Source organism: Janthinobacterium kochi (assembly GCF_051380715.1).
Taxonomy (GTDB): Bacteria; Pseudomonadota; Gammaproteobacteria; order Burkholderiales; family Burkholderiaceae_D; genus Janthinobacterium.
Map to the genome: position 1 here is coordinate 108,943 of NZ_JBNYXO010000013.1, position 22,994 is coordinate 131,936.

Sequence of the window (22,994 nt, forward strand, 5' to 3'; positions counted from 1 at the left end):
CGCGCATGATACCTGCCCGCGCGCGCTTCTAGAAGACCTGTTCCAGCAGCGGTAACTGCTCCCCAAAGCGCTCCGTCAGCCACTTGCCCGCCTGGCCCGGCGGCGTGTCGGCGCGCTGGATCAGGTAAATCGGATAATTCTCGCCCTTGTCGACGGCCAGCGGCAGGTGCACCAGCCGTCCTGCCGCCAGATCCTCGCGCACCATCGCTTCTGGCATGTTGCCCCAGCCCAGGCCCGCACGCAGCAAGGCGTGCTTGGAACCGAGGTCGCCCAGGCGCCAGTTGCGCAATCCCAGCACGCCGAAATCCTGGCCTTGCGTCAGGTCGCTGCGGTCGCTGAGCACCAGCTGCACGTGTTCGCGCGCCACGCTCGAGGCAATCGGCCCTGCCAGCTGCGCCAGCGCGTGGCTGGGCGCGGCCACGGGAATCAGGCGCACGTGGCCCACGGCCAGGCGCTCGAAGACGCTGGCCGTGGCCGTCATCCAGCCACCGAGGCCGATGTGGCAGCTGCCATCCATCACCAGCTGCGCCACGGCGCCCATGGCTTCGATGCGCAGACGCAGGGCGACGGTGGGGAACTGCGCCTGGAACGCCTCCAGAACGCGCACCAGCACACAGGTGGGAAACATCACATCGACCACCACCGATACCTCCGCTTCCAGCCCGCCAGCCAGCGCCTTGGCGCGCGCGCGCATGCCGTCCACCTTCAGGGCCACGGCGCGCGCATCGGCCAGCAGGGCCTTGCCCGCATCCGTCAGGGTGGGCTTGCGCTTGCCGCGGTCGAGCAGCACCACATTCAGTTGTTCTTCCAGGTTGGCGATGGTGTAGCTGATCACTGACTGCGTGCGGTGCAGCTGGCGCGCCGCGTGGGCAAAGCCGCCTGCGTCGATGACGGCGACGAACACGCGCAATTGGTCGAGCGAAGGCTGGCCCGGTTCTCTCATGGCAACTCCTTATCTAAAAATTCGATGCTAACCATTGATATTTATACGGTTTTATCGATGATAGAACCGAACTATGCTGTGTGCAAGGGCTGCAACGTGGCCCATCCCCTCATCCATTTCCACAGGAGTACTTCATGAGCAAGGTCTTGTACATCAATAGCAGCGTGCGCAACAGCGGTTCCCTGTCGCGCCAATTGTCCGGCGAATTCGTGACGAAACTGGCCGCGCAAGGCGCCAGCGTCGTCGAACGCGACCTGGCCGCGCAACCGGTGCCGCACTTGACGGAAGAGGTGATGGCCGCCTTCTTCACGCCGGCCGAACAGCGCAGCGCGCAGGCGGCAGCTGCCGTGCAATTGTCCGATACCCTGGTCGATGAATTGCTGGCCGCCGACGTGCTGGTGCTGGCCGCGCCCATGTACAACTTTTCCGTGCCATCGACCCTGAAGGCGTGGATTGACCACGTGGCGCGCGCAGGTCGTACTTTCCAGTACACGGCCACCGGCCCCGTCGGCCTGGCCACGGGCAAGAAAGCGCTTATTTTCACGGCCAGCGGTGGCGTCTACAGCACAGGTCCGGGCGCCGCGTATGACTACCTGAGCACCTATCTGCGCACGGCGCTGGGCTTCATCGGCATCACCGACATCGCGTTTGTGCAAGCCGAAGGCGTGGCCATGGGTGAGGAGGCCGTCGCCAGCGCGATCGCCAAGGGCCGCGCTTCGATCGAGGCCCTGGCTGCCTGAGTTTGCTGCTATCTAGTTCCAATGGGGGATTGCCAATTTGCCATGGTTGACATAAGCTTGCCGGCGGCACGCCCCGTGTCAGCCCGGCGAGCGGTTCGCCATGAAAGTCCCCCATGCACAAGTTGGCAAGCGCAATATTGTTCGGATGTTCCCTGTTTTCAGCGGGCATGGCGCAAGCGCAAACTGCGCCAGTGGCGCCGCCCCACGTGGGGCGCCACGCCTCCACGCCCGACGATATCGGCGCCATCGAAAAAGTCGTCGCCGACTTCCAGGCGGCCCTGATCGCCAAGGATGTCAAGCTGTTGTCGTCGCTGATGTTGCACACAAACATACTGTTCGCCGCACCGGCCGACGACGGTTTCATCAAGAAAATGCGCGATACGACGGATGTCCACTTCGACGGCGTCGCGGTGGGCGGCTATGTCGCATTCGCCAACTTCATCAAGCGCGAACCGCAGCGCACGGAAGAAAAATTCTACAACGTCAAGATTACCCAGGACCGCCATGTGGCGTGGGTCAACTTCGACTATGAGTTTCTCGTCGGCGACAAATTGTCGAACTATGGCGTGGAAGCGTGGCAGATGGTCAAGCGCGACGGTCAATGGAAAATCCTCAGCGTCGTCTGGTCCATGCATCCCGCCGCCGAGGCGGGCAAATAGGCGCCAGCCATGCCGCGTCAATTGCGCGGCAACTCGCGGATTTCCACCGTGCCACCTGCGTTCAGTACAGGGTTGCCCAGCAAGAATTTTTTCGCATCGTCTATACTTTCAGCTTGCACAGTAGATAGCCTGACAAGTGTGGCTGCACCGGCCTGGCCGGTGCAAGCAGATGCTTGTGTGTCGTCATGCATGCAGATGATGTAGTCATTCATCTTTTTCTCCTGTGCCGCGTGATAAAAAGAGAGCTCAATTGAGTATCCAGAGCAATCGCGAGCGCATGGTTTTACCCTCACCGCGTCAGTCCTTAGAGACAAGCTGTCCGGCCATGTCATTTTGGAGCGCACATCGTGCCGATAAAGTATGTTGATTTTTATGAAGTGAATTACACGGCAGAGCGTTTGCGGGGCTGCAAGCTATGGGGCGCCTACGTCGCCATCTATGCCCCTTCGCCCAACCCCATGCACCGGGTGAATCTGCTGCACAAGCGCCGGGTGTCGGCCGACCACCAGTTTGCAACGGAAGCGGACGCCAAGGCGGAAGCGGGCGAGGTGGCCGTCAAGCTGGTCGAGCGGCGCCGGCGCCGCTATGTCTTCCACCCCTGATGCCATTGCGCCGCATCCTGCAGCGCGCGCCATGGCAGGATTTGCACGCGGCCGGAATGCACGGCTTCCAGCTCTACGTGTGTGACGGGCTCATCGGGCGTGGCCGTTGCGCATAGCTTGATGACGAGGAAGTGTTTTTCCTTGTTGGCAGGCGTGACGGCCGTCCACTTGCTGTTGAGTAATTTGTTCGGACGTACGTTGTTGCGCTTTAGAAGGTTCATGGCGGCTCCCGGATTGGCGTGATGGTGATGTTGCCATTATCATGCAATACCCGCCACGCACGAGGAACGCCATGAAACGCCAGTTGCACCTGCTTGTCATCGATCCGCAAAACGATTTTTGCGATTTACCTCCCGCCTGGCTGCCGCAGGATGCAGCGCCGGCCCTGCCCGTGCCCGGCGCCCACGCCGACATGCTGCGCGTGGCGCAGCTGATCCGTGAAGGGGGCGGCGGCTTGACGCAGATCAGCGTGACGCTCGACGCCCACCACCGCTACGACATCGCCCACCCCGCCTTCTGGCGCACGGGCGATGGCGGCCCCGTTGCGCCGTTTACGCAGATCAGTGCGCAGCAGGTGCGCGACCGCCTGTTCCTGCCCGCTGCCAGCGACGCCTTGCCGCGCGCACTGGCCTACCTCGATGCCTTGCAGCAAGCGGGGCGCTATCAATTGATGGTGTGGCCCGTGCATTGCGAGATCGGCAGCTGGGGGCAGAATATCCACGCGGCCGTGCGCGCCGCCTATAACGCCTGGGAGGTGGCCAACCTGCAAGTAGTGGCCAAGCTGAGCAAGGGTTCCAACCCGTGGACCGAGCATTACTCGGCCGTCATGGCGGAAGTGCCCGATGCGCAGGATGCGGCCACCCAGCTGAACCTGGATTTCCTCGCTACCCTGCTGCCGGCGCAGCAGATTTATGTCACCGGCGAAGCGGGCAGCCATTGCGTAAAAGCCAGCACCGAGCACATCGCCGATTATCTGGAGGCGCAGCAAGGCAAGGCGGCCCTGGCGCGGCTGGTGCTGCTGACGGATTGCATGAGCCCCGTCACGGGTTTTGCAGCACAGCAGCGCGACTTCCTGGCCGCCATGCAAGAGCGCGGCGTGCGGCTGGCTACCTGCGCCGACGTCTTGCCCGAATTGTTGGCCAACGCGGCTGCCTGAGCCACTGTCGAGCGTGCGCTGCTGAAATGCTTGCAGTGGCGTACTATTCTGGCTTCAGGAAGTTGGAGAAAACACACATGACCCCGATAGTGCGCAGTTTGCTGGAAACCGATCTGTATAAATTTACAATGTGGCAAGCATTGCTGCACGGTCATCCGAATACCCATACCGAATACGAATTTGTCTGCCGCAATGCCACCGCCTTTCCCCTGGCCGAGCTGAAGGTCGAGCTGGAAGAACAGCTCGACCACCTGTGCTCGATGTCGTTTGCCGACGACGAGCTGGCTTATTTGCGCACGTTGCGCTTCATGAAGAGTGATTTCGTCGACTTTTTGACGGTGTTTCGCTTCCAGCGCAAATTCATCGACGTCAGCACGGATGGCGACACCTTGCTGGTGCACGCGGCCGGGCCGCAAGTGCACGTGATGGGCTTCGAGATTTTCGTGCTGTACATCATCAACGAACTGTATTTCCGCCGCTTCGACCTCGATGCGGCCATGCGCGAAGGGCGCCACCGCCTGGGCTTGAAAGTGGAAGCCGTCAAGGAATTCGGCAAGCTGCCGCAGCGCAAGCATCCATTTGAATTCTCCGATTTCGGCGTGCGCCGGCGTTTTTCCGGCGCCTGGCACGACGAAGTGGTGCAACGGCTGGCGCGCGACGTGCCCGACTATTTCAAGGGCACGTCGAATGTGTATCTGGCGAAAAAGCTCGGTATCGTGCCAATCGGTACCATGGCGCATGAATACATGCAGTCGTTCCAGTCGTTCGGCGTACGCCTGCGCGACTTTCAAAAGGCGGCACTGGAAGACTGGGTGCAGGAATACCGTGGCGACCTGGGCATTGCCCTGACCGACGTGGTGGGCATGGATGCCTTTTTGGCCGACTTCGACCTGTATTTCGCCAAGCTGTTCGACGGCTTGCGCCACGATTCGGGTGACCCCGTCGAGTGGGGCGAGAAGGCACTGGCCCACTATGCGGCCCTGCGCATCGACGCCAATACCAAGCGCCTGGTGTTTTCCGACGGCCTGGACCTGGACAAGGCATTTGCCCTGTACCAGCACTTTGCCGACCGCATCATGACGGGCTTTGGCATCGGCACCAATCTGACCAACGACGTGGGTTTGACGCCGCTCAACATCGTCATGAAACTGGTGCGCTGCAATGGCCAGTCGGTGGCGAAATTGTCGGATTCGCCGGGCAAGACCCTGTGCAAGGATGAAACCTTCCTCGCATATTTGCGGCAAGTGTTTCACCATCCTGCCGCATAAGGTGCCGGCGCGGGCGTTCACCACCCGTGCTGCCAGCCTGTATTAAAAGCCCGTCAGAAGCCCGTCACCACCGTGCTCATGTGCTCGACCTGGGGCGGCGCGGCGAAAAATTCGCCGACGAGGCCGCGCCAGGCCTGGAAGTCGTCGCTGCCGCGGAAATGCACGGTATGGTCTTCCAGCGTCGTCCAGCCGACCACCAGGCGGTAGGCATCGCCATTTTCGATCGAGCGCTCCAGGCGCATCGACTCGCAGCCGCGCGCGCGCTGGAACAGGGGCACGGCTTTCGTCACGGCCGCCTCGAAGGCAGCGTGCGTGGCCGATTTGATCTGGATGTGGGCAATTTCAAAAATCATGACAAGTTCCACTGAGGAATGAAGGAAGCTTGATCTTGCCATAATTTGGCCGCGCACGGGAGGGCCGCGCCCAGTGCGCGACCGCTTGTACGCTACCATCCGCCTTGCCATCACCCTTGCCATCGCTTGCTGCCCGCGTGACTGGCCGTGCGCTGTTCGATGTCGCTGCCGCCATGCGCCTGCGCGATGGCGGCGGCCCGTTCGCTGTCCCCGGCCTGGTGCACGGCGACGACAAGGCGGAACATGCCGCGCCACGTCGCCTTGCCCTGCACGGGGACGGCCTCGTCATCAACCGTGTCGAGCTCGACTGCGTGCGCGGGGAAACCCTGCTCCAGCAGGGCGTTGCGGGCCAGTTGCGCATCGCCAAGCTGGTCGAAGATGCGGATCAGGGCAGGCGAAACAAGGGGGCTGGTGGAGGTGTTCATGGCCAGGCTTTCCAGTAGGGGTGTCCGAATTTGACCTGCCAGCCTGTAAATAATTCTGTCGCAGCCTGTAAAATCATCGATCAAGGCGCGAAAGTTTGATAAATATCCAGTATGGCTGCGAAGTCGCGCTAAGATACGCCTTGTGGTATCAATCTTTCATAGGAGAACTAAATGGCAGCGAAGAAAATTCTGTTTTTGACCGGCGATTTTGCAGAAGATTATGAAACGATGGTGCCGTTCCAGGCCTTGCTGATGCTGGGCCATACCGTGCATGCCGTTTGTCCTGGCAAGAAAAGCGGCGAGACGATCAAGACGGCCATCCACGATTTCGAGGGCGACCAGACCTACACGGAAAAGCCGGGTCATTTGTTCACCCTGAACGCCAGCTTCGACGAGATCGATCCGGCCGACTATGACGCCGTGATGATCGCCGGCGGCCGCGCGCCAGAATACCTGCGCCTGAACGAGAAAGTCATCGCCGCCGTGCGCCATTTCGCCGACGCGGGCAAGCCTGTCGCGGCCGTCTGCCACGGCGCGCAATTGCTGGCCGCCGCCGATGTCATCCGCGGCAAGCGCATTTCCGCCTATCCCGCCTGTGCGCCGGAAGTGAAACTGGCGGGCGGCACGTATGCCGACATCGCCGTCACGGACGCCGTCACCGATGGCCAGTTCGTCACGGCGCCCGCCTGGCCCGCGCATCCGGCCTGGCTGGCGCAGTTCGTCAAGCTGCTCGGTACCGAGATCCATTTGTAACCTTCATCAGCCCGGCAGGCCGCAGCGCTTGCCGGGCGCACCACTTTTCAGATTCGAGTTCTTCATGCATGCGCCGCGCAGTCAACCTTCCCGCAAACAACTTCCAGCGTCGCGCTGGCGCCAGCGCCGCCTGGCGCAAGCCGAATCGGGCCTGAGCGCCGCGCAGGAACGCCAGCTGGCCACCCTGCATGAGATTTCCACCCTGCTGGCAGGCCAGCACGCCATCGATGCGCTATGCCGTGGCTTCCTGCATCATGTGATGCAATTTGCGCAGGCCGAAGGCGGCACCGTGCGCATCCTCGATCCGCAGCACGATACCGTGCACATCATCGTGCATGAGGGCATTTCGGACGCCATGGTGGAAGAAGAGCATTGCATCCGCAACAACGATTGTCTGTGCGGCGCTGCCGTGGCGCAGGGCGTGATCCAGATCCGCGATTTCCGCCAGGTCGAAGCGCTGCAGCGCTTCCGCTGCCAGGACGAAGGTTTTGTTGCCATCGCCGTCTTTCCCATCCTCGCGCGCGAGCAGGTGGTGGGCAGTTTTTCGCTGCACTTTGCGGGCCCGCAAGCCGTGCATGCGCAGCAGCAGGGCTGGCTGGAAACGCTGGGCCAGAGCCTGGGCATCGCCATCGAAAACCAGCGCCTGATCGCGCGCGAGAAGGAATTTGCCGTCGCGCGCGAACGCAGCCTGCTGGCCGAAGGCTTGCATGACAGCATCGCGCAAAGCTTGAACTTCATCAGCCTGCAAGTACAGATGCTCGACGATTCCGTGCGCCGGGGCCAGCTCGACGAAGCGGCCGAAGTGCTGCCGCTGATGCGCATGGGCGTCGAACAAAGCTACCAGGATGTGCGCGAATTGCTGGTCAATTTCCGCACGCGCTGGCATGGCAGCGACCTGGAAAGCAAGCTCAGCGAAGTGCTGGCCAAGTTCGAGCTGCAGACGGGCGTCGTCGGCACCCTGGACATGAGCGGCAACGGCGCGCCGCTGGCGCCGGAGCAGCAGCTGCAGATCCTGTTCATCGTGCAGGAAGCGCTGTCGAATATCCGCAAGCACGCGCAGGCGAGCAACGTGGCCCTGCGCGTGGTAAACGGGCGCGATTTTGCGCTGCAGGTGCGCGACGATGGCGAAGGCTTCGCCGCCAACCTGCGCGACAAGAAAACGGAATTGCAGATCGGTTTGCGTATCATGCAGGAAAGAGCCGAGCGGCTGGGTGCGCAATTTGCCATCGATAGCACGCCCGGCGGCGGCACGACGATCTCGCTGGCCTTGCCGGCAGCCCGGCGCCAGGCGGCGTAACAGACGATTCATTCCTACCAGTTAGAAGATACAAATACGTGAACGCTCCAATCAAAATCCTGCTGGTCGACGACCACACCTTGCTGCGCAGCGGCGTCAAGCTGCTGCTGCAGCGCAATCCTCTATTCCAGGTGGTGGGCGAGGCATCGAACGGACTCGACGGCGTGCGCCTGACGGCCGAACTGCAGCCCGATGTGGTGCTGATGGACTTGAACATGCCCGGCGTGAACGGTGTGGAAGCGCTGCAGCTGATCTTGCAGGACATGCCGCAGATGGTGGTGCTGATGCTGACTGTATCGGAAAACGCGGCCGACCTGGGCGCGGCTCTGCGCGCTGGTGCACGCGGCTACTTGCTGAAAAATATAGAAGCCGAGCAGCTGGGCCAGGCCATCTGCCGCGCCGCCGCCGGCGAATCCGTGATCGCCGACGCCATGACGGCCAAGCTGGTGTCGCAATTTCGCGCGGGACAGAACGCGCCCCAGGCCGACTACGACAAACTGACGCCGCGCGAACGCGAAGCCATGGCGTGCCTGGCGCGTGGCCAGAGCAACAAGGAAATCGCGCGCCAGCTGGACGTGGCCGAAAGCACGGTGAAAATCCACGTGCAAAACATCCTCAAAAAGCTTAAGCTCAGCAGCCGTGTGCAGATCGCTGTGTATGCGGTCGAGCGCGAACTCGGCAAATAAAGATCAAGCAAAGCGCAAATAAATCCCAAGGAATGCGCGATTGTTTGATCTGCATGGCGTTCCGGCCTAGACAACCCTAGTTCCTTTGACGTATGGCCTTGACCGTGCCTGCGCATTACACTCTTAGTCATTCGCTAATCTAATAAGAGAGTGTCATGCATAAGGTCAACGTCGATGGCTTGCTATCGAGCCAGGCTCTGTTCCGCCATATTTCCCCTTCGCAATTAGAGCAATTGCGCCAGGATGTCGTGCGTGTCGAAGTGGAAAAAGGCAAAGTGCTGTTCCGCAAGGGCGAAGTGGCGGAAGGCGCCTATGTGGTGGTCTTCGGCCTCGTCAAGCTGAGCGTGTTTTCCATGGAAGGTACCGATAAGGTACTGGAACTGATCCGCCCGGGCCAAAGCTTCGGCGAAGCCATGATTTTCCTCGATGAACCGTACCCGTTCTGCGCCGAAGCGCTCGAGCACTGCCTGCTGCTGCGCATCCCGCCGCACGCGCTGCTGCGCCTGCTGGATCAGTCGCCGCGTATCGCGCGCCAGATGATGAACAGCCTGTCGCACCACCTGATGGGTTTTATTCGCAACGTGGAACGCTGCTCCGTGCAGAATGCCACCCAGCGCGTGGTCGAGTACCTGCTGCAGGCGTCGGACCAGCAGCGTTCGAACGAGGTCAAGCTGGACCTGAAGAAAAGTCTGCTGGCATCGTTCCTGAACCTGGCGCCCGCCACCCTGTCGCGCGTGCTGCACCAGTTGACGGACTTGCATTTGATTAAAGTCAGCGGTTCGCTGATCCAGATCCAGCCCGATGCCTTGAAAACCTACCGCCATGGTTCCGCCACGGCGCTCTTGAACTAAGCTTTTTCAGTAGGCAAGGTCAGCCGCCAGAACAACAGGGCGAGCAAGCTGACCGCCGCGCCCAGCGCGCATACCCCATGCCAGCCCGCCAGCGCATACACGCTGGTGGCGGCAATCGCTCCGACACCGCTTCCCACCGCATAAAACAGCATATAGCACGCCACCAGGCGGCTGTGCGCGTCGCTGTCCTGCCTGAAGATCAGGCTCTGGTTGGTTACGTGGATAGCCTGGCCGGCCAGGTCCAGCGCGATGATGCCGACGACCAGGGGCCACAGGGCCGTGCCGGCAAAGCCGAGCGGCAGCCACGCGGCCAGCAGCAACAGCAGGGCCGCGCCCGTCGTCCACTGTGCCCGGCCCTTGTCGGCCAGCGCACCGGCCCGCGCCGCGCCCAGCGCGCCGATCACGCCCACCAGGCCGAAGGCGCCGATGGCTGCATGGCTATAGCCTTGCGCCGTCAAGGGCAGCACCAGGGCACTCCAGAAAATATTGAAGACGGCAAACATCAGCAGGGCCAGCATGCCGCGCACGCGCAGCACCTTGTTGTGCAGCAGCATGTCCAGCATCGAGGCGAGCAGGGCGCCGTAGGCCAGCTTCTGATTGGATGCCTGCGCGGGCGGCAGCTTGCGCCACAGCAGCAACAGCAGGGCACAAGCCATGGCCGCCGAGACAAAATACACGGCGCGCCAGTCGGCGAGATCGGCCACCACGCCGGACAGGGTGCGCGCCAGCAGCAAGCCGATCACCACGCCACCCTGCGCCATGCCGACGAACCGGCCCCGCTCGTGGCTGGCCGCCGCACTGGCCGCGTAGGCGATCAAGCCCTGCGTCATGGCCGTGCCCAGCAAGCCCACCAGCAGCATGCCACCCAGCAAGGCAGCCGTGGAACGGACGCAGCCCAGCGCCGCCAGGGTGAGGGCCAGCAAGCCCAGCTGGAACAGGGTCAGGCGGCGCCGGTTCAGCATGTCGCCCAGGGGAACCAGCAGCAGCAGGGCCAGCGCGCAGCCGAGCTGCGTGGCCGTGATGACCATGCCGCTGGCGGCGTCCGTCATGCCGAATTCGTGCGCCAGGGTGGCCAGCAAGGGTTGGGCGTAATACACATTGGCCACGCTGAGGCCGGCCGCGCAGGCATACAGCCAGACGAGGGAAGGGGGAAGTGCTGTCGTGATGGGAGGGTTGGTGTCGCGCATGGGTTTGTGGGTAAGTGGTTTTAAATTAAAACCAGTTGGAGTCTACGCCGAGAAGTTTTAAAATGCAACCACTCAATCCTGGAGCATGCCCGTGGCCAAGCGCAAGAGCCTGAAAACCGACCCCTGTCCCGTGGCGCGCGCGCTCGACGTGATCGGCGAGCGCTGGTCGCTCTTGATCGTGCGCGACGCCTTCGACGGCATGCGCCGGTTTGGGGAATTCCAGAAAAGCCTGGGCGTGGCGAAGAACATCCTCGCCGACCGCCTGCACACTTTGGTGGAAGAGGGCATTTTTACGGTCGCGCCCGCCTCGGACGGCACGGCGTACCAGGAATACGTGCTGACGGCCAAGGGGCTGGGCCTGTTCCCCGTCGTGGTCGGCTTGCGCCAGTGGAGCGAGGCGCAATTGTTCGAGCAAGGCGAGGCGCACTCCACCTTGCTGCAGCGCGGTTCAGGCTTGCCCGTGCGCCGGATGGACGTGCTGGCGCTAGACGGCCGCGTGTTGCAGGCGGACGATACCGTCGTGCATAAGGTGTTGCCGCAATGACGCGCGTGGCCGTGCTCGGTGCCGGCATCACGGGCGTCACGACCGCTTATGCGCTGGCCAAGCGGGGCGTCAATGTCACCCTGATCGAGCGCCACCGCTACGCGGCCATGGAAACGTCGTATGCGAATGGCGGGCAATTGTCGGCCTCGCACGCGGAAGTGTGGAACCACAAGGCGACGATATGGAACGCGCTGAAATGGATGGCGCGGCGCGATGCACCGTTGCTGCTCCATCCCTGGCCCAGTTGGCACAAGCTGAGCTGGTTTGCACAATTTCTTGCCGCCATGCCGGACTACGAGCGCAACACCATCGCCACGGCGCGCATGGCGATCGCCGCGCGCGAACACTTGTTTGCGTGGGCGCAAGCAGAAAATATCGCTTTCGATCACCGCCGCGCCGGCATCCTGCACGTGTATCGGGACCAGCGCGGCTTCGAGCGGGCGGCCGGCGTATCGCGCCTGCTGGCCAAGGGCGGCTTGCAGCGGCGTGCCGTGAGCTTGGCGGAAATGCGCGCCATCGAACCGAGCTTGCAGGGCGACTTTTACGGCGGCTACTACACGGACAGCGATTCCACGGGCGACATCCACAAATTCACAAGCGGCCTGGCCGACGCCTGCGCCCGTTTGGGCGTGACATGCCGCTATGGCCAGGAAGTTACCGCGCTGGTGCGCGAACACGGCAAGGTGCGCGTCACGACAGGGCGGGATAGCACCGTGTTCGACGCCGTCGTCATCTGCGCGGGCACGGCCAGCCGCGCCATGGCAGCATCCCTGGGCGACCATGTGAATGTGTATCCCGTGAAAGGCTATTCGATCACCGTGCAGCTCGATGACGCCGCCAGCCGGGCGGCGGCGCCCAAGGTCAGCCTGCTTGACGATGCCACCAAGCTGGTCAGCAGCCGGCTGGGCGAAGACCGGCTGCGCGTGGCGGGCACGGCAGAATTCAATGGCGTCAACCATGACATTCGTGCCGACCGCATCCGCCCGCTATTGCAGTGGGTGGAGCAGTGTTTTCCCGGCATCAATACGCGCAAGGTGATCCCGTGGGCGGGCTTGCGTCCCATGCTGCCCGCCATGCTGCCGAAAGTGGGGCCGGGCAAGGCCCCTGGCGTGTACTACAACACGGGCCACGGCCACCTGGGCTGGACCCTGGCGGCCGCGACGGCGGAGATGGTCGCAGAGGTGGTGGTTAGTTCTTCGGCAGCAAATCGCTGAGCGCGGCGCGGCCCTTGACGGTGAGGAAGGGGCCAACCTTGCTGTAGGGTAGTAAAAAATCGTTTTCGCAGCCGCTGCCGTTGGAGTCTTCCCAGAACGACACGCCTTCCGACTTCAATGACAGGTGGAAGCGGCCGCGGCCGTCGTAATCCGTGTCCTTGCACTCGGCGTCGATTGTCACATTCTTGAAGAGGGCCTGGCGCAGGCGGTCCGGCAATTCGGCCTTGTCGTCGCCATCGCTGGCGCTGGCGCCAAACCAGTTCCACACGTCCGTTTCCTGGCCCATTTTCACGTCCCAGGTGCGGAACCGGATGGAGATGCCGCTGGCGCCATAGCCGGCCGGCCAGCGGTAAAACTTGATCGTCACCCAGCGCGGCGACCAGTAGGTCGGCTCCGCATACACTTCGTCTTCCGTCGTGAAACCGCTGCGGCCCAGATATTCGCGGCGCGTGGCATAGAAATCGGCCAGATCCTTTTTGTTCTTGGCCAGCACGGCGCGCAGTTGCGTGTTGATTTTCGCCACGCCATCGCCAGGCGCCATCAATTCCACCGTGATGGTGTCGCCCACTTGCAGGTTGCGGTATTGCTTGCCTTCGAAGGCGATGGGTTTGCTGACCTTGGTGCCGGGGAAGTCTTCCAGCGCCAGGTTGTAGGCGTCACTGGCGCAGGACGGATGTTCGCGGTCGCCCGCCGCTTCCAGCATGGTCAAGGCCAAGGGCAGGGTCTTGCCGCTTTTCGGCTCCGTCCAAGTGCCGATGAGCTTGCCACCCTGCGGTGCATTGAGTTTCCACGTGCCCGTGGTATCGCCCTTGGCATCGGATTCGCTCCAGTCGCTCTTGCCGTTGGGCATGGCCAGCATGATGGGCGTCTTGTAGCGCGTGTAGTAGTAATTGCCGCTGCGGTCAGATCCTTGCGTGGGGCTGGGCTGGTTGAAGCAGGCCACGATATTGGCCTTGCCCAGAGTGCCCTGCCACACCCCTTGCACGGGTGGCTCGGCCGCTATGGCGGCATTTAGGGCGGGCAGGGTCAGGCAAGCAAGCAGAAAGCGGCGCATCGGTTGGTCCTCTCGTGGGCGAAGGCCGATTCTACATGCGCCCGCCCACGAGATGCCACACGTCAACTATGTTCTGGGACGCTCCTGCGCCACCACGGCCATCGCCGCACCCAGGTATTGCAGCATGGCCCCATCGACAAAGCTGCCTTCCATCAGGCGCGGTTCCTGCTGGTGCGCCTGGCGAAATTTCAGCTGCGTGGCGGGGTTTGTGCCTGCATACGAACGGAACAGCTCCAGCCACTGCCGCGCCAGTTGCAGCACGGCCGGGTCGGTGGGCGGCGTGCGCGCATCGATGGCGGCGCGCAAGGCGGCGATCAGGGCTGGCCATTCGTCCGAACGCTTGCCGTAGTTGGCGGCCAGGTGCGCATATTCCTGCGCATCGAGGAAAGGGCGATACAGCGCAATGCGCGAGGCATTGAAGGCGGCGATGATGAATTGCATCAAGTCCGCATCGATGCTGGTCGTCGCTTGCATGGAAGGTTCCTGCGCGTGCATGCTGTTCAGGCGCGCGAACAGGCCAGGGTGGGCGCCCGTGTCGCGCACCAGCTTGACCATCCATTGCGTGGCCAGCGCTTGCGCTTGGGCATCATCGGCGCCGGCGCCCGCGTCCTTGACGGCGCGCACGCTTGCCACCAGTGCCTTCCACTCCTGTTCCACGGCTGCGTCCGACAACAGCGGCATTTGTTGCAGTTCTTCAAGGCTAAAGTATTTGTCGTACATGGTCATCAACTCCATCGTGGTGAGCCACTCGGCCAGTTCCGGCGCCTGCCCTTGCGCCAGTTGCGCCTGCAAGCTGCACAGTCGTACACGCAGGGTGGACGCCTGCGCGATCTGGCGCTCCAGCATGGCGATCTGCCGCGCCACGATGGAATGCAAAGGAAGATCCGGGCCGGCGAGTGCGTTGGCAATATCGGCCAGCGACAGCCCGAACTTGCGCAGCGCCATGATCCGGTGCAGCCGGTCCATGTCGCCGTGCTGGTACAGGCGGTAGCCAGCGGGTGTGCGCGCCGAAGGCGAGAGCAGGCCGATGCTGTCGTAGTGGTGCAGGGTGCGGATGGTCAGGCCCGTGAGCCTGGCCAGTTCACCGATTTTCAACAGCATCGTCTTCTCCTTGTCTTCAGTGCGTGCCACCACGATGGCGCCTGACGCTACGTCAGGGTCAAGCAGGAATGTAGCAGAGGACCTGAAAAAACCGGAAAAAGAATCCGTTGACCTTCATTTTTTTGTACGGTATATTTATAAAACCGAATGGCAGCTTCAGCAAAAATACGGAGTTAGGGCCAGGTGCCAGGACGGAATAATCGTTGTGCGGCGCAGCAAAATGCGCCCTTGGCAGGGCTGGAAAGACAATCCGCGCAGACGGATTTTTTTCACAGTTGGTTTGTACGTTAAATATAATATGCCGCCGGCAAGAGCCGGCGGCGAGAGAGACGACCATGATGAAAAGTATCGTTTGCGATACACCCGGCAGTTTGCGCATGGAGCAGCGCCCCGTGCCCGTGCCCGGCGATGGCGAAGTGCTGCTGCGCATACGCCGCGTCGGCATCTGCGGCACCGACATGCACATCTTCCGTGGCACCCAGCCTTTCCTCAGCTATCCGCGCGTGATGGGCCATGAATTGTCCGGCCATATCGACCGCGCGCCAGTCGGCTCGCGCCTGGCCGTGGGCGACCAGGTCTACGTGATGCCCTACCTGTCGTGTGGCAGCTGCGTGGCCTGCCGCCAGGGCAAGACCAACTGCTGCACCCGCATCGAAGTGCTGGGCGTGCACCGCGACGGCGGCATGACCGAATACCTGGCGCTGCCCGAGCGCTTTGTCTTCAAGACCGAAGGCATCTCGCTCGACGACGCGGCCATGATCGAATTTCTCGCCATCGGCGCGCATGCCGTCAAGCGCGGCGCGGTCGATGCGGCCAAGCGCGTGCTGGTGGTGGGCGCCGGCCCGATCGGCATGGCCGTGATGCTGTTCGCCTCGTTGAAAGGCGCCGACGTGACGGTGCTCGATGGCCGCGCCGACCGCCTGCAGTTCTGCCGCGAGGCGCTCGGCATCGCCCGCACGGTGGCGCTGGGCGAGGGCGACAAGGAGCAGTTGTCGGAGGCCACCGGCGGCGAATTTTTCGACGTGGTCTTTGACGCCACCGGCAATATCGCCGCCATGGAGCGGGGCCTGGATTTTGTCGCCCACGGCGGATCCTATGTGCTGGTGTCCATCGTGCGCGACCGCCTGTCCTTTTCCGACCCTGAATTCCACAAGCGCGAAACGACCTTGCTGGGCAGCCGTAACGCCACCGTCGACGATTTCGAGGAAGTGGTGGCGGCCATGAAGGCAGGCCTGGTGCCGACCGCGCTGCTCAATACCCACCGCACCACGCTCGACGAATTTACCGGCGTGCTCGATCGCTGGATGCAGCCCGAGGCGGGCGTCATCAAGGCCATCGTCGAGGTCTGAGATGGCGCATTCCAACCCCATCCTTCAATTTGGCACCAGCCGCTTCCTGCAGGCGCACGCCGATCTGTTCGTCAGCGAAGCGGCAGAAGCCGGCCAGGCGCTGGGCCATATCACCATCGTGCAAACGACCGGCAGCGCGCAGGGCGCGGCGCGCGTGGCGGCGTTTCGCCGCAGCGGCGGCTATCCCGTGCGCGTCCGCGGCTGGCAGGACGGCGCGCAAGTCGATGAAGAGCGCCGTGTCCACGTCGTCACGCAAGCGTGGCAAGCCGGCAGCGACTGGCGGCAGGTGCGCGATGCGGCCGTGGCCGCGCGCGTGATCGTCTCGAATACAGGCGACACGGGTTACCAGTTGGATGCATCCGACCATGCCGGCATGCTCGATGGCGCGGCCGTTCCCGCCAGCTTTCCCGCCAAGCTGCTGGTGCTGCTGCACGGGCGCTTCCTGGCTGGCGCCGCGCCCATCTCGATTTTCCCTTGCGAACTGGTGGCGGACAACGGAAGCGTGCTGCGCCAGCTGATCGTGACATTGGCGCGGCAGTGGCAGCTCTCGCCAGACGCCATCGCCTATCTGGAAACGGGCTGCCTGTGGATCAATTCCCTGGTCGACCGCATCGTCTCCGAACCGATCGACCCGATAGGCGCGGTGGCCGAACCCTATGCCCTGTGGGCCATCGAGGCGCAGGAAGGCATGCTGCTGCCGTGCCGCCACCCGCAACTGGTGGTGACGGGCAGCCTGCGCGAGTATGAACAGCGCAAACTGTTCCTGCTTAACCTGGGCCACACTTATCTGGCGCAGCTGTGGATGGAACGGGGCAGCCCGGCCGGCATGACGGTGCGCGAGGCGATGCACGACGGCGCCATGCGCGCCGCGCTGGAAGCCTTGTGGCGTGAGGAAGTGCTGCCCGTGTTTGCCGCCATGGGAGCGCCGCACGGTGATGCTGCCCAAGCCTATGTGGCGCAGGTCAGGGAACGCTTCGGCAATCCCTTCCTCGCGCACCGCCTGGCCGACATTGCCCAGCACCACGCCGGAAAAATCGAGCGCCGCATGGCGCCCGTGGCGGCGCTGGCGCAGCAGCTCTGTCCCGCCTTGGCGCAGCCGCGGCTGCGCGCCATGCTGGCGCCGGGAGCGCAGCCGTGAACGCCCCGCTCACCGCAGTTGTTTCTTTTTCGGCATGCCGATCCAATCCGATATCGACTAAAATGGCCCACTCATCCACTTTCCCTTTCGCTGGCATAGCGCGTTCATTCATCCATGTCCAAACCCGCCACCGTCTTCAAGCGCAGCACCAATCTGCTGTTGCAATTTCTCGCCGAGAATGTCGCAGTGGGCGAGATGCTGCCGACGGAGCAGTTCCTGACCACCATCTGCCAGGGCAGCCGCACGGCGATCCGCAGCGCGATCGCCTATCTGTCGACGCGGCGGCTGATCGCCAGCCCGGCGGACCGGCGCTTGCTGAGGAAGCCGATACCGGGCGACTACTTCGATATCTCCGAATTGCAGTCGGGGGCCGAGCGCATCCAGCAAGTGCTGATGGAACGCGTGTACCAGCGCGACATGCCGCCCGGCGCGGAATTCTCGGAAGCGGAGCTGGCGCGCGAGGCGGGCGCCAGTACCGTCAGCGTGCGCGAATTTTTGATCGGCTTTTCGCGCTTCGGCCTGATCGAAAAGAAGCCGCGCGGCGGCTGGCGCCTGTGCGCGTTCGACCGCTCGTTCGCGACCGAACTGGCGGACATGCGGCGCATGTTCGAGATGGCGGCCGTGGAGCAGTTTGCGCACCTACCGCATGGCGATCCGGCGTATGCGGAACTGGCGCGGCTGATCAAGCAGCACGAGAAGCTGGCGGCCAGGATAGCCACGCGCCACAATGCGTTTCCGGCGCTGGACCGCGAGTTCCATACCTTTTTGATCGGCCTCTTGAACAACCGCTTCGCGCAGGGCTTTTACGATATCGTCTCGTTTGTCTTCCACTATCACTACCAGTGGGACAAGGGCGAGGAAAAGGGCCGCAACCAGTATGCGGTGCAAGAGCACCTGGCGATCTTGCACGCGCTGGCGGAGCACGATATACCGAAAGCACTCGAGGCCATGCGCTCGCACCTCGATTCCTCGCGCAGCACCATGCTGTCCTCGATCGGCACGCGCGAAAAACTGAGCCAGCCAGGCGCCTAGCCGTCTTTGCCGGGGAGGTTGCGCCATGAGCCTCGCTTCCCGGCCTGCCAGCCTGCTCCTGATGTCGCCCGAGGATAACTGCCTGATCGCCAGGACAGCATTGGCCTGCGGCGACGTCGTCGCCATCGATGGCCAGCCCGTCACCCTGACGCAAAATATCCTGATCGGCCACAAGGTGGCGCGCCGCGCGCTGGCCGTGGGCGACAAGGTGCTGCGCTATGGCGCCCTGATCGGCAGCATCACGGCTCCCGTCGCCATCGGCGAGCATATCCATACGCACAACCTGGCAAGCGATTACATCCCCACGTTTACCCTGGGCCAGGACGGCCACCATTTCCTGGACAAGGACGACCAAGCATGAACGCTCCCGTAACGAGACCCGCCCTGTCGGGCTACCTGCGCGCCGATGGCCGCAAGGGCATCCGCAATATCGTGGTGGTGGCCTATATGGTCGAATGCGCGCACCACGTGGCGCGCCTGATGGTCAACGCCTTTCCCGGCCAGCCCGTGCACCTGATCGGCTTTACGGGCTGCTTCCCCAACGAGTACGCGGACCAGGTGATGCGCCGCCTGCTGACGCACCCTAATGTGGGCGCCGTGCTGCTGGTCTCCTTGGGCTGCGAAGGTTTCAACAAATATGGCCTCTCCAGCGCCGTGGCCGACAGCGATCGTCCCGTCCATACAATTACCATCCAGGAAAACAGCGGCACGCGCCCCAGCGTGAGCAGCGGCGTCGAGTGGATCAGCTGGGCGCTGGAACACCTGGCGCAGCAAGAGCGCGTGCCGATGGGGATAGCTGAACTGGTCGTCGCCACCATCTGCGGCGGCTCCGACAGTACCAGCGGCATCAGCGCCAATCCGGCCGTTGGCATCGCCTTCGACACCCTGATCGCGGCTGGCAGCCCTTGCATCTTCGAAGAGACGGGCGAACTGGTGGGCTGCGAATACCACATGCAGCGGCGCGCCGTCAGCCCGGAACTGGGCAATGCCATCGTCGAAACCGTGGCCAAGGCGGCCCGCTACTACACCATCATGGGCCATGGCAGCTTCTCGCCGGGGAACGCTGATGGCGGCCTGACTACGCAGGAAGAAAAGTCGCTGGGCGCCTACGCCAAGAGCGGTTCCTCGCCCATCGTCGGCATTCTGAAACCGGGCGACCAGCCTGCCGGCGGGGGCCTGTATCTGCTCGACGTGGTGCCGGACGGCGAACCGCGCTTCGGTTTCCCGAACGTCTCGGACAACGCGGAAATCGTCGAACTCATTTCCTGCGGTGCCCACATCACCTTGTTTACCACGGGCCGCGGCTCCGTGGTGGGCTCGGCGATTTCGCCCGTCATCAAGGTGTGCGCCAATCCGCAAACCTTCGAGCGCCTGGCTGACGACATGGATATCAACGCCGGCAAGATCCTCACGGGCGTAGCCACCCTGGAAGAAGTGGGCGCCGAGATTGTCGCCGCCGTGCTGAACGTGGCCAATGGAGAACTGAGCCGCTCGGAAGACCTGGGCCACCAGGAATTCGTGCTGACCTATAAACAATTCGACGCGGTGGGGCCAGGCTGCTTCCCGCTGCGCGCAGCATGAGGGCCACGGCGATGGATGGCATGGATACCGCGCGACGCCGTACCCTGCCGCGCGGCGGCTTGTCGCTGCCCTGCATCGGCATGGGCTGCGCGCCGCTGGGCGGCTTGTACCAGCCGGTCAGCGACGCGCAGGCGCGCGCCACGCTCGATGGCGCCTGGGATGCCGGCGTGCGTTTCTTCGACACGGCGCCGTTCTATGGCTATACCCAGTCCGAACACCGGCTGGGCGCGGCGCTGCGCGAGCGGCCCCGCAATCATTTTGTTGTCAGCACCAAGGTGGGACGGCTGATGCGGCCCGACGCCTCCGTGTGCCCTGGCGACGACGGCTTTGCCGCACCGCTGCCGTTCCGCCCCCACTACGACTACACGTATGACGGTGTGCTGCGTTCACACGACGACAGCCTGCAGCGACTGGGACTGGAGCGTATCGACATCCTGTTCGTGCACGATATCGGCAAGGTCACGCATGGCGAACACGATCAGCACTACTGGCGCCAGCTGACGACCGGTGGCGGCTTTCGCGCCCTCGATGAACTGCGCGCCAGCGGCCAGGTGAAAGCCGTGGGCCTGGGCGTCAACGAATGCGAGGCCGTGCTGCGGGCGATGGCGGAATTCGATCTCGATTGCACCCTGCTGGCCGGCCGCTACACCTTGCTGGAACAGGCCTCGCTGTCGCCATTGCTGGACCTGTGCGTGGAACGCGGCAACGCCATCGTGATCGGCGGCCCGTTCAACTCGGGCGTGCTGGCCGGAAACGGAAAATTCAATTACGCCGATGCGCCAGCCGCGATACTCAAGCGCGTGGCGCGCCTCGATGCCGTCTGCCGTGAATTCGGCGTGCCCTTGCAGGCTGCGGCACTGCAGTTTCCGCTCGCCCATCCTGCCGTCGCTTCCTGCATCCCGGGTGGCCAGGACCTGGCCCAGCTGCGGCAAAACCTGAACTGGTTTGCCACGCCGCTGCCCGACGCCCTGTGGCTGGCGCTGCGGGACGCGGACTTGCTCGATGCGCGCGCGCCGCTGCCTGCGGGAGTGACCGCATGATGCGCATCGACGCCCACCAGCACTTCTGGCAGCTGGCCGCGCGTGCCGGCAGCTGGCCGCCGCCGTCCTTGGCCGCCATCCACCGCGATTTTGCGCCTGCCGACCTGGCGCCCTTGCTGGCTGCGCACGGCATCGCCGGCACTGTGCTGGTGCAGTCCCTGCCGTTCGAAGACGATACGCACTGGCTGCTGGCGCTCGCCGAAAAAAGCAGCTTCATTCGCGCCGTCGTGGGTTGGACAGATTTGCTGGCACCTGACGCACCGGCGGCGATAGCGCGCCTGGCGTCGAACGGCACGCTCAAGGGCTTGCGGCCCATGCTGCAGGACCTCGATGACGATCGGTGGATCGTCAATCCCGTACTGGCGCCGGCTTTGAGGGCCATGGTGGAACACGGCTTGCGGCTGGACGCGCTGGTGCTGCCGCGTCACTTGCCCGCGCTGCTGCATTGCGCGCGCGACTATCCGCTGCTTCCCATCGTGATCGACCATGCGGCCAAGCCGCCGATAGCCGATGCCGCCTTCGGCACCTGGGGCGAAGATATGGCGCAACTGGCCGCGCTGCCGAACGTGCACTGCAAGCTGTCCGGGCTGGTGACGGAAGCGCGGTCCGCATGGCGTGTGGACGATTTGCAGCCCTACGTACGGCACGTGCTGGACGTATTCGGCCCCCGGCGCGTGATCTGGGGCAGCGACTGGCCTGTGGTGGACCTGGCCGGCGGCTATGCGGCGTGGCTGGCCGCCAGCCTAGCGCTGCTGGCGCACCTGGGCCAGCAGGACAGGAACGATATTTTCGGACTCAACGCACTGCGCTTTTACGGCATCAGCCAGGAGACGCCATGAAAAGAATGGGCATGGTCATCGGTATCGCGCCGGAGCGCATCGCTGAATACAAAACCCTGCACGCCGCCGTCTGGCCGCAGGTGCTGGCAAGGCTGGCGGCCGCGCATGTCAGCAATTACTCGATCTTCCTGCGCGAGCCGGAAAACCTGCTGTTCGGCTACTGGGAATACCACGGCGAGGATTTTGAAGCCGACATGGCGGCCATTGCCGATGACCCGGAAACGCAGCGCTGGTGGACTTTTTGCGCCCCATGCCAGCTGCCCCTGGCCTCACGCGCCGAGGGCGAGCATTGGGCGATGATGGAACAGGTCTTCCACGTGAGTTAGCAAAAATCCGGGGTCAGACCCGCCGGGTCTGACCCCAGCATTTAAGGTGTTGGGTGAAAAGCTTCCCGGCACAAAAAATAAAAGGAGACAAAAACATGACCGCCAGACTACAAGGCAAAATCGCCCTGCTCACCGCCGCAGGCCAGGGCATCGGCCGCGCCACGGCCGAAGCGTTCGTGCGCGAAGGCGCCACCGTGATCGCCACCGATATCAACCAGGCGCAGCTCGACGCGCTGAAGGAAGCGACGGGCTGCGCCATCCGCCTGCTCGACGTGACCGATGGCGCGGCGATTACCGCGCTGGCCGGCGAGATCGGCCCCGTCGATATCCTGTTCAACTGCGCCGGCTTCGTCGACGGCGGCACCATCCTCGAGTGCGACGACGCGGCCTGGGACCGTTCCTTCGACATCAACGCCCGCTCCATGTACCGGCTGATGCGCGCCGTCCTGCCCGGCATGCTGGCCAGGGGCGCCGGCTCCATTGTCAATATGTCGTCTGTGGCGTCCAGCGTGAAGGGCGCGCCGAACCGCTTTATCTACGGCACCTCGAAGGCGGCCGTAGTGGGCATGACGAAATCGGTGGCGGCGGACTTCGTCACGCGCGGCATCCGCTGCAATGCGATCTGTCCCGGCACCATCGAGTCGCCCTCGCTGAAGGAACGCATTGCCGCCCAGGCGGCAGCGACGGGCATGAGCATCGATGAAGTGCAGGCGGCGTTTGTCGCGCGCCAGCCGATGGGCAGAGTGGGCAGGGCCGAGGAAATCGCCGCGCTGGCCGTCTATCTGGCTTCCGATGAATCCGCCTTCACCACAGGTATGACTCACGTCATTGACGGCGGCTGGTCCAATTAATTACA

28 protein-coding genes are annotated in these 22,994 nt (G+C 63.4%); 20 read left to right on the plus strand and 8 right to left on the minus strand.

All coding sequences use genetic code 11. From position 1 onward, the window contains the following. Positions 1-28 precede the first annotated feature (28 nt). Complete coding sequence (locus ACQ4WL_RS22980) at positions 29-943, minus strand: LysR family transcriptional regulator (protein WP_436511824.1); 915 nt, start codon at positions 941-943, stop codon at positions 29-31. Positions 944-1,077: 134 nt separating this feature from the next. Here ACQ4WL_RS22980 and ACQ4WL_RS22985 point away from each other — a divergent pair, with 134 nt between their 5' ends. Then, the gene (locus ACQ4WL_RS22985; protein WP_436511825.1) at positions 1,078-1,683 is read left to right on the plus strand and encodes an FMN-dependent NADH-azoreductase; all 606 of its coding nucleotides are present in this window, start codon (positions 1,078-1,080) and stop codon (positions 1,681-1,683) included. 167 nt (positions 1,684-1,850) lie between these two features. Next, positions 1,851-2,342, plus strand: coding sequence for a nuclear transport factor 2 family protein (locus ACQ4WL_RS22990; RefSeq protein WP_436511826.1), 492 nt, complete (start codon positions 1,851-1,853; stop codon positions 2,340-2,342). Between the two features lie 17 nt (positions 2,343-2,359). Here ACQ4WL_RS22990 and ACQ4WL_RS22995 read toward each other — a convergent pair whose 3' ends face one another. Further along, positions 2,360-2,554 carry a hypothetical protein gene (locus ACQ4WL_RS22995; protein ID WP_436511827.1) on the minus strand — a complete coding sequence of 65 codons (195 nt, stop codon included), beginning with the start codon at positions 2,552-2,554 and terminating at the stop codon, positions 2,360-2,362. A gap of 135 nt (positions 2,555-2,689) precedes the next feature. On the opposite strand from ACQ4WL_RS22995, the gene ACQ4WL_RS23000 reads away from it, so the two are divergent. Then, positions 2,690-2,944, plus strand: coding sequence for a hypothetical protein (locus tag ACQ4WL_RS23000; RefSeq protein WP_436511828.1), 255 nt, complete (start codon positions 2,690-2,692; stop codon positions 2,942-2,944). Here ACQ4WL_RS23000 and ACQ4WL_RS23005 read toward each other — a convergent pair. After that, a complete protein-coding gene (locus ACQ4WL_RS23005) occupies positions 2,926-3,165 on the minus strand; it encodes a TIGR02450 family Trp-rich protein (RefSeq protein WP_436511829.1) in 240 nt (79 codons plus the stop codon). The genes ACQ4WL_RS23000 and ACQ4WL_RS23005 overlap by 19 nt on opposite strands. Positions 3,166-3,236: 71 nt before the next feature. Between ACQ4WL_RS23005 and ACQ4WL_RS23010 the strand changes: the two genes are divergently transcribed. Together ACQ4WL_RS23010 and pncB are read left to right on the plus strand one after the other, a co-directional pair. After that, the gene (locus ACQ4WL_RS23010; protein WP_436511830.1) at positions 3,237-4,100 is read left to right on the plus strand and encodes a cysteine hydrolase family protein; all 864 of its coding nucleotides are present in this window, start codon (positions 3,237-3,239) and stop codon (positions 4,098-4,100) included. A gap of 77 nt (positions 4,101-4,177) precedes the next feature. Continuing rightward, on the plus strand, positions 4,178-5,368 hold the full coding sequence (pncB, locus tag ACQ4WL_RS23015; protein ID WP_436511831.1) for a nicotinate phosphoribosyltransferase: 1,191 nt from the start codon (positions 4,178-4,180) through the stop codon (positions 5,366-5,368). A 53-nt stretch (positions 5,369-5,421) separates the two neighbouring features. Here pncB and ACQ4WL_RS23020 read toward each other — a convergent pair whose 3' ends face one another. Beyond that, positions 5,422-5,721, minus strand: a complete 300-nt coding sequence (locus tag ACQ4WL_RS23020) for an antibiotic biosynthesis monooxygenase family protein (RefSeq protein WP_436511832.1) — start codon at positions 5,719-5,721, stop codon at positions 5,422-5,424. Between the two features lie 110 nt (positions 5,722-5,831). Further along, on the minus strand, positions 5,832-6,146 hold the full coding sequence (locus ACQ4WL_RS23025; RefSeq protein ID WP_436511833.1) for a hypothetical protein: 315 nt from the start codon (positions 6,144-6,146) through the stop codon (positions 5,832-5,834). 171 nt (positions 6,147-6,317) lie between these two features. Here ACQ4WL_RS23025 and ACQ4WL_RS23030 point away from each other — a divergent pair, with 171 nt between their 5' ends. The 4 genes from ACQ4WL_RS23030 (at position 6,318) to ACQ4WL_RS23045 (ending at position 9,733) form a co-directional block, all read left to right on the plus strand. Then, positions 6,318-6,899, plus strand: a complete 582-nt coding sequence (locus ACQ4WL_RS23030) for a DJ-1/PfpI family protein (protein WP_219133238.1) — start codon at positions 6,318-6,320, stop codon at positions 6,897-6,899. Between the two features lie 64 nt (positions 6,900-6,963). Then, positions 6,964-8,196 (plus strand): GAF domain-containing sensor histidine kinase, encoded by a 1,233-nt coding sequence (locus ACQ4WL_RS23035; protein ID WP_436511834.1) that lies wholly within the window; start codon positions 6,964-6,966, stop codon positions 8,194-8,196. 38 nt (positions 8,197-8,234) lie between these two features. Next, positions 8,235-8,882 (plus strand): response regulator, encoded by a 648-nt coding sequence (locus ACQ4WL_RS23040; protein ID WP_436511835.1) that lies wholly within the window; start codon positions 8,235-8,237, stop codon positions 8,880-8,882. A 155-nt stretch (positions 8,883-9,037) separates the two neighbouring features. Beyond that, positions 9,038-9,733: a Crp/Fnr family transcriptional regulator gene (locus ACQ4WL_RS23045; RefSeq protein WP_092798371.1), complete on the plus strand. Its 696-nt coding sequence runs from the start codon at positions 9,038-9,040 to the stop codon at positions 9,731-9,733. Here ACQ4WL_RS23045 and ACQ4WL_RS23050 read toward each other — a convergent pair. Next, positions 9,730-10,920 carry an MFS transporter gene (locus ACQ4WL_RS23050; protein ID WP_436511836.1) on the minus strand — a complete coding sequence of 397 codons (1,191 nt, stop codon included), beginning with the start codon at positions 10,918-10,920 and terminating at the stop codon, positions 9,730-9,732. The two genes, ACQ4WL_RS23045 and ACQ4WL_RS23050, sit on opposite strands and share 4 nt — an antisense overlap. A gap of 91 nt (positions 10,921-11,011) precedes the next feature. Between ACQ4WL_RS23050 and ACQ4WL_RS23055 the strand changes: the two genes are divergently transcribed. Both ACQ4WL_RS23055 and ACQ4WL_RS23060 read left to right on the plus strand, forming a co-directional pair. Next, the gene (locus ACQ4WL_RS23055) at positions 11,012-11,464 is read left to right on the plus strand and encodes a winged helix-turn-helix transcriptional regulator (RefSeq protein ID WP_436511837.1); all 453 of its coding nucleotides are present in this window, start codon (positions 11,012-11,014) and stop codon (positions 11,462-11,464) included. Beyond that, a complete protein-coding gene (locus ACQ4WL_RS23060; RefSeq protein WP_436511838.1) occupies positions 11,461-12,678 on the plus strand; it encodes a D-amino acid dehydrogenase in 1,218 nt (405 codons plus the stop codon). Before ACQ4WL_RS23055 ends, ACQ4WL_RS23060 begins: the two co-directional genes overlap by 4 nt. Here ACQ4WL_RS23060 and ACQ4WL_RS23065 read toward each other — a convergent pair. Next, the gene (locus tag ACQ4WL_RS23065; protein ID WP_436511839.1) at positions 12,653-13,732 is read right to left on the minus strand and encodes a hypothetical protein; all 1,080 of its coding nucleotides are present in this window, start codon (positions 13,730-13,732) and stop codon (positions 12,653-12,655) included. The two genes, ACQ4WL_RS23060 and ACQ4WL_RS23065, sit on opposite strands and share 26 nt — an antisense overlap. Positions 13,733-13,798: 66 nt before the next feature. Next, positions 13,799-14,833: a MerR family transcriptional regulator gene (locus ACQ4WL_RS23070; protein ID WP_436511840.1), complete on the minus strand. Its 1,035-nt coding sequence runs from the start codon at positions 14,831-14,833 to the stop codon at positions 13,799-13,801. A 338-nt stretch (positions 14,834-15,171) separates the two neighbouring features. On the opposite strand from ACQ4WL_RS23070, the gene ACQ4WL_RS23075 reads away from it, so the two are divergent. The 9 genes from ACQ4WL_RS23075 to ACQ4WL_RS23115 all read left to right on the plus strand — a co-directional run bounded on the left by ACQ4WL_RS23075 (position 15,172) and on the right by ACQ4WL_RS23115 (position 22,989). After that, entirely contained in the window at positions 15,172-16,182 is a 1,011-nt protein-coding gene (locus tag ACQ4WL_RS23075; protein ID WP_436511867.1) for a zinc-binding alcohol dehydrogenase family protein, read from the plus strand. 1 nt (position 16,183) lies between these two features. Next, positions 16,184-17,320, plus strand: coding sequence for a mannitol dehydrogenase family protein (locus tag ACQ4WL_RS23080; protein ID WP_436511841.1), 1,137 nt, complete (start codon positions 16,184-16,186; stop codon positions 17,318-17,320). 114 nt (positions 17,321-17,434) lie between these two features. Further along, the gene (locus ACQ4WL_RS23085) at positions 17,435-18,352 is read left to right on the plus strand and encodes a GntR family transcriptional regulator (RefSeq protein WP_436511842.1); all 918 of its coding nucleotides are present in this window, start codon (positions 17,435-17,437) and stop codon (positions 18,350-18,352) included. 25 nt (positions 18,353-18,377) lie between these two features. Then, positions 18,378-18,713 (plus strand): UxaA family hydrolase, encoded by a 336-nt coding sequence (locus ACQ4WL_RS23090; protein WP_436511843.1) that lies wholly within the window; start codon positions 18,378-18,380, stop codon positions 18,711-18,713. Further along, positions 18,710-19,933 (plus strand): UxaA family hydrolase, encoded by a 1,224-nt coding sequence (locus tag ACQ4WL_RS23095; RefSeq protein ID WP_436511844.1) that lies wholly within the window; start codon positions 18,710-18,712, stop codon positions 19,931-19,933. The genes ACQ4WL_RS23090 and ACQ4WL_RS23095 overlap by 4 nt, the downstream gene beginning before the upstream one ends. 20 nt (positions 19,934-19,953) lie before the next feature. Further along, positions 19,954-20,973 (plus strand): aldo/keto reductase, encoded by a 1,020-nt coding sequence (locus tag ACQ4WL_RS23100; protein WP_436511845.1) that lies wholly within the window; start codon positions 19,954-19,956, stop codon positions 20,971-20,973. Next, a complete protein-coding gene (locus tag ACQ4WL_RS23105) occupies positions 20,970-21,812 on the plus strand; it encodes an amidohydrolase family protein (RefSeq protein ID WP_436511846.1) in 843 nt (280 codons plus the stop codon). Before ACQ4WL_RS23100 ends, ACQ4WL_RS23105 begins: the two co-directional genes overlap by 4 nt. Then, positions 21,809-22,138 (plus strand): L-rhamnose mutarotase, encoded by a 330-nt coding sequence (locus ACQ4WL_RS23110; RefSeq protein ID WP_436511847.1) that lies wholly within the window; start codon positions 21,809-21,811, stop codon positions 22,136-22,138. The genes ACQ4WL_RS23105 and ACQ4WL_RS23110 overlap by 4 nt, the downstream gene beginning before the upstream one ends. A gap of 95 nt (positions 22,139-22,233) precedes the next feature. Beyond that, on the plus strand, positions 22,234-22,989 hold the full coding sequence (locus ACQ4WL_RS23115) for an SDR family oxidoreductase (RefSeq protein WP_436511848.1): 756 nt from the start codon (positions 22,234-22,236) through the stop codon (positions 22,987-22,989). The last annotated feature ends 5 nt before the right edge of the window (positions 22,990-22,994 follow it).

Coding starts and splice junctions, on each gene's coding strand:
- ACQ4WL_RS23075 (WP_436511867.1), top strand. CDS start 15,172: ATGAAAAGTATCGTTTGCGATACACCCGGCAGTTTGCGCATGGAGCAG.
- ACQ4WL_RS23010 (WP_436511830.1), top strand. CDS start 3,237: ATGAAACGCCAGTTGCACCTGCTTGTCATCGATCCGCAAAACGATTTT.
- ACQ4WL_RS23005 (WP_436511829.1), bottom strand. CDS start 3,165: ATGAACCTTCTAAAGCGCAACAACGTACGTCCGAACAAATTACTCAAC.
- ACQ4WL_RS23035 (WP_436511834.1), top strand. CDS start 6,964: ATGCATGCGCCGCGCAGTCAACCTTCCCGCAAACAACTTCCAGCGTCG.
- pncB (WP_436511831.1), top strand. CDS start 4,178: ATGACCCCGATAGTGCGCAGTTTGCTGGAAACCGATCTGTATAAATTT.
- ACQ4WL_RS23060 (WP_436511838.1), top strand. CDS start 11,461: ATGACGCGCGTGGCCGTGCTCGGTGCCGGCATCACGGGCGTCACGACC.
- ACQ4WL_RS23115 (WP_436511848.1), top strand. CDS start 22,234: ATGACCGCCAGACTACAAGGCAAAATCGCCCTGCTCACCGCCGCAGGC.
- ACQ4WL_RS23080 (WP_436511841.1), top strand. CDS start 16,184: ATGGCGCATTCCAACCCCATCCTTCAATTTGGCACCAGCCGCTTCCTG.
- ACQ4WL_RS23050 (WP_436511836.1), bottom strand. CDS start 10,920: ATGCGCGACACCAACCCTCCCATCACGACAGCACTTCCCCCTTCCCTC.
- ACQ4WL_RS23025 (WP_436511833.1), bottom strand. CDS start 6,146: ATGAACACCTCCACCAGCCCCCTTGTTTCGCCTGCCCTGATCCGCATC.
- ACQ4WL_RS22980 (WP_436511824.1), bottom strand. CDS start 943: ATGAGAGAACCGGGCCAGCCTTCGCTCGACCAATTGCGCGTGTTCGTC.
- ACQ4WL_RS23090 (WP_436511843.1), top strand. CDS start 18,378: ATGAGCCTCGCTTCCCGGCCTGCCAGCCTGCTCCTGATGTCGCCCGAG.
- ACQ4WL_RS23105 (WP_436511846.1), top strand. CDS start 20,970: ATGATGCGCATCGACGCCCACCAGCACTTCTGGCAGCTGGCCGCGCGT.
- ACQ4WL_RS23070 (WP_436511840.1), bottom strand. CDS start 14,833: ATGCTGTTGAAAATCGGTGAACTGGCCAGGCTCACGGGCCTGACCATC.
- ACQ4WL_RS23085 (WP_436511842.1), top strand. CDS start 17,435: ATGTCCAAACCCGCCACCGTCTTCAAGCGCAGCACCAATCTGCTGTTG.
- ACQ4WL_RS23095 (WP_436511844.1), top strand. CDS start 18,710: ATGAACGCTCCCGTAACGAGACCCGCCCTGTCGGGCTACCTGCGCGCC.
- ACQ4WL_RS23100 (WP_436511845.1), top strand. CDS start 19,954: ATGGATACCGCGCGACGCCGTACCCTGCCGCGCGGCGGCTTGTCGCTG.
- ACQ4WL_RS23030 (WP_219133238.1), top strand. CDS start 6,318: ATGGCAGCGAAGAAAATTCTGTTTTTGACCGGCGATTTTGCAGAAGAT.
- ACQ4WL_RS23065 (WP_436511839.1), bottom strand. CDS start 13,732: ATGCGCCGCTTTCTGCTTGCTTGCCTGACCCTGCCCGCCCTAAATGCC.
- ACQ4WL_RS22985 (WP_436511825.1), top strand. CDS start 1,078: ATGAGCAAGGTCTTGTACATCAATAGCAGCGTGCGCAACAGCGGTTCC.
- ACQ4WL_RS23110 (WP_436511847.1), top strand. CDS start 21,809: ATGAAAAGAATGGGCATGGTCATCGGTATCGCGCCGGAGCGCATCGCT.
- ACQ4WL_RS23045 (WP_092798371.1), top strand. CDS start 9,038: ATGCATAAGGTCAACGTCGATGGCTTGCTATCGAGCCAGGCTCTGTTC.
- ACQ4WL_RS22995 (WP_436511827.1), bottom strand. CDS start 2,554: ATGAATGACTACATCATCTGCATGCATGACGACACACAAGCATCTGCT.
- ACQ4WL_RS22990 (WP_436511826.1), top strand. CDS start 1,851: ATGGCGCAAGCGCAAACTGCGCCAGTGGCGCCGCCCCACGTGGGGCGC.
- ACQ4WL_RS23020 (WP_436511832.1), bottom strand. CDS start 5,721: ATGATTTTTGAAATTGCCCACATCCAGATCAAATCGGCCACGCACGCT.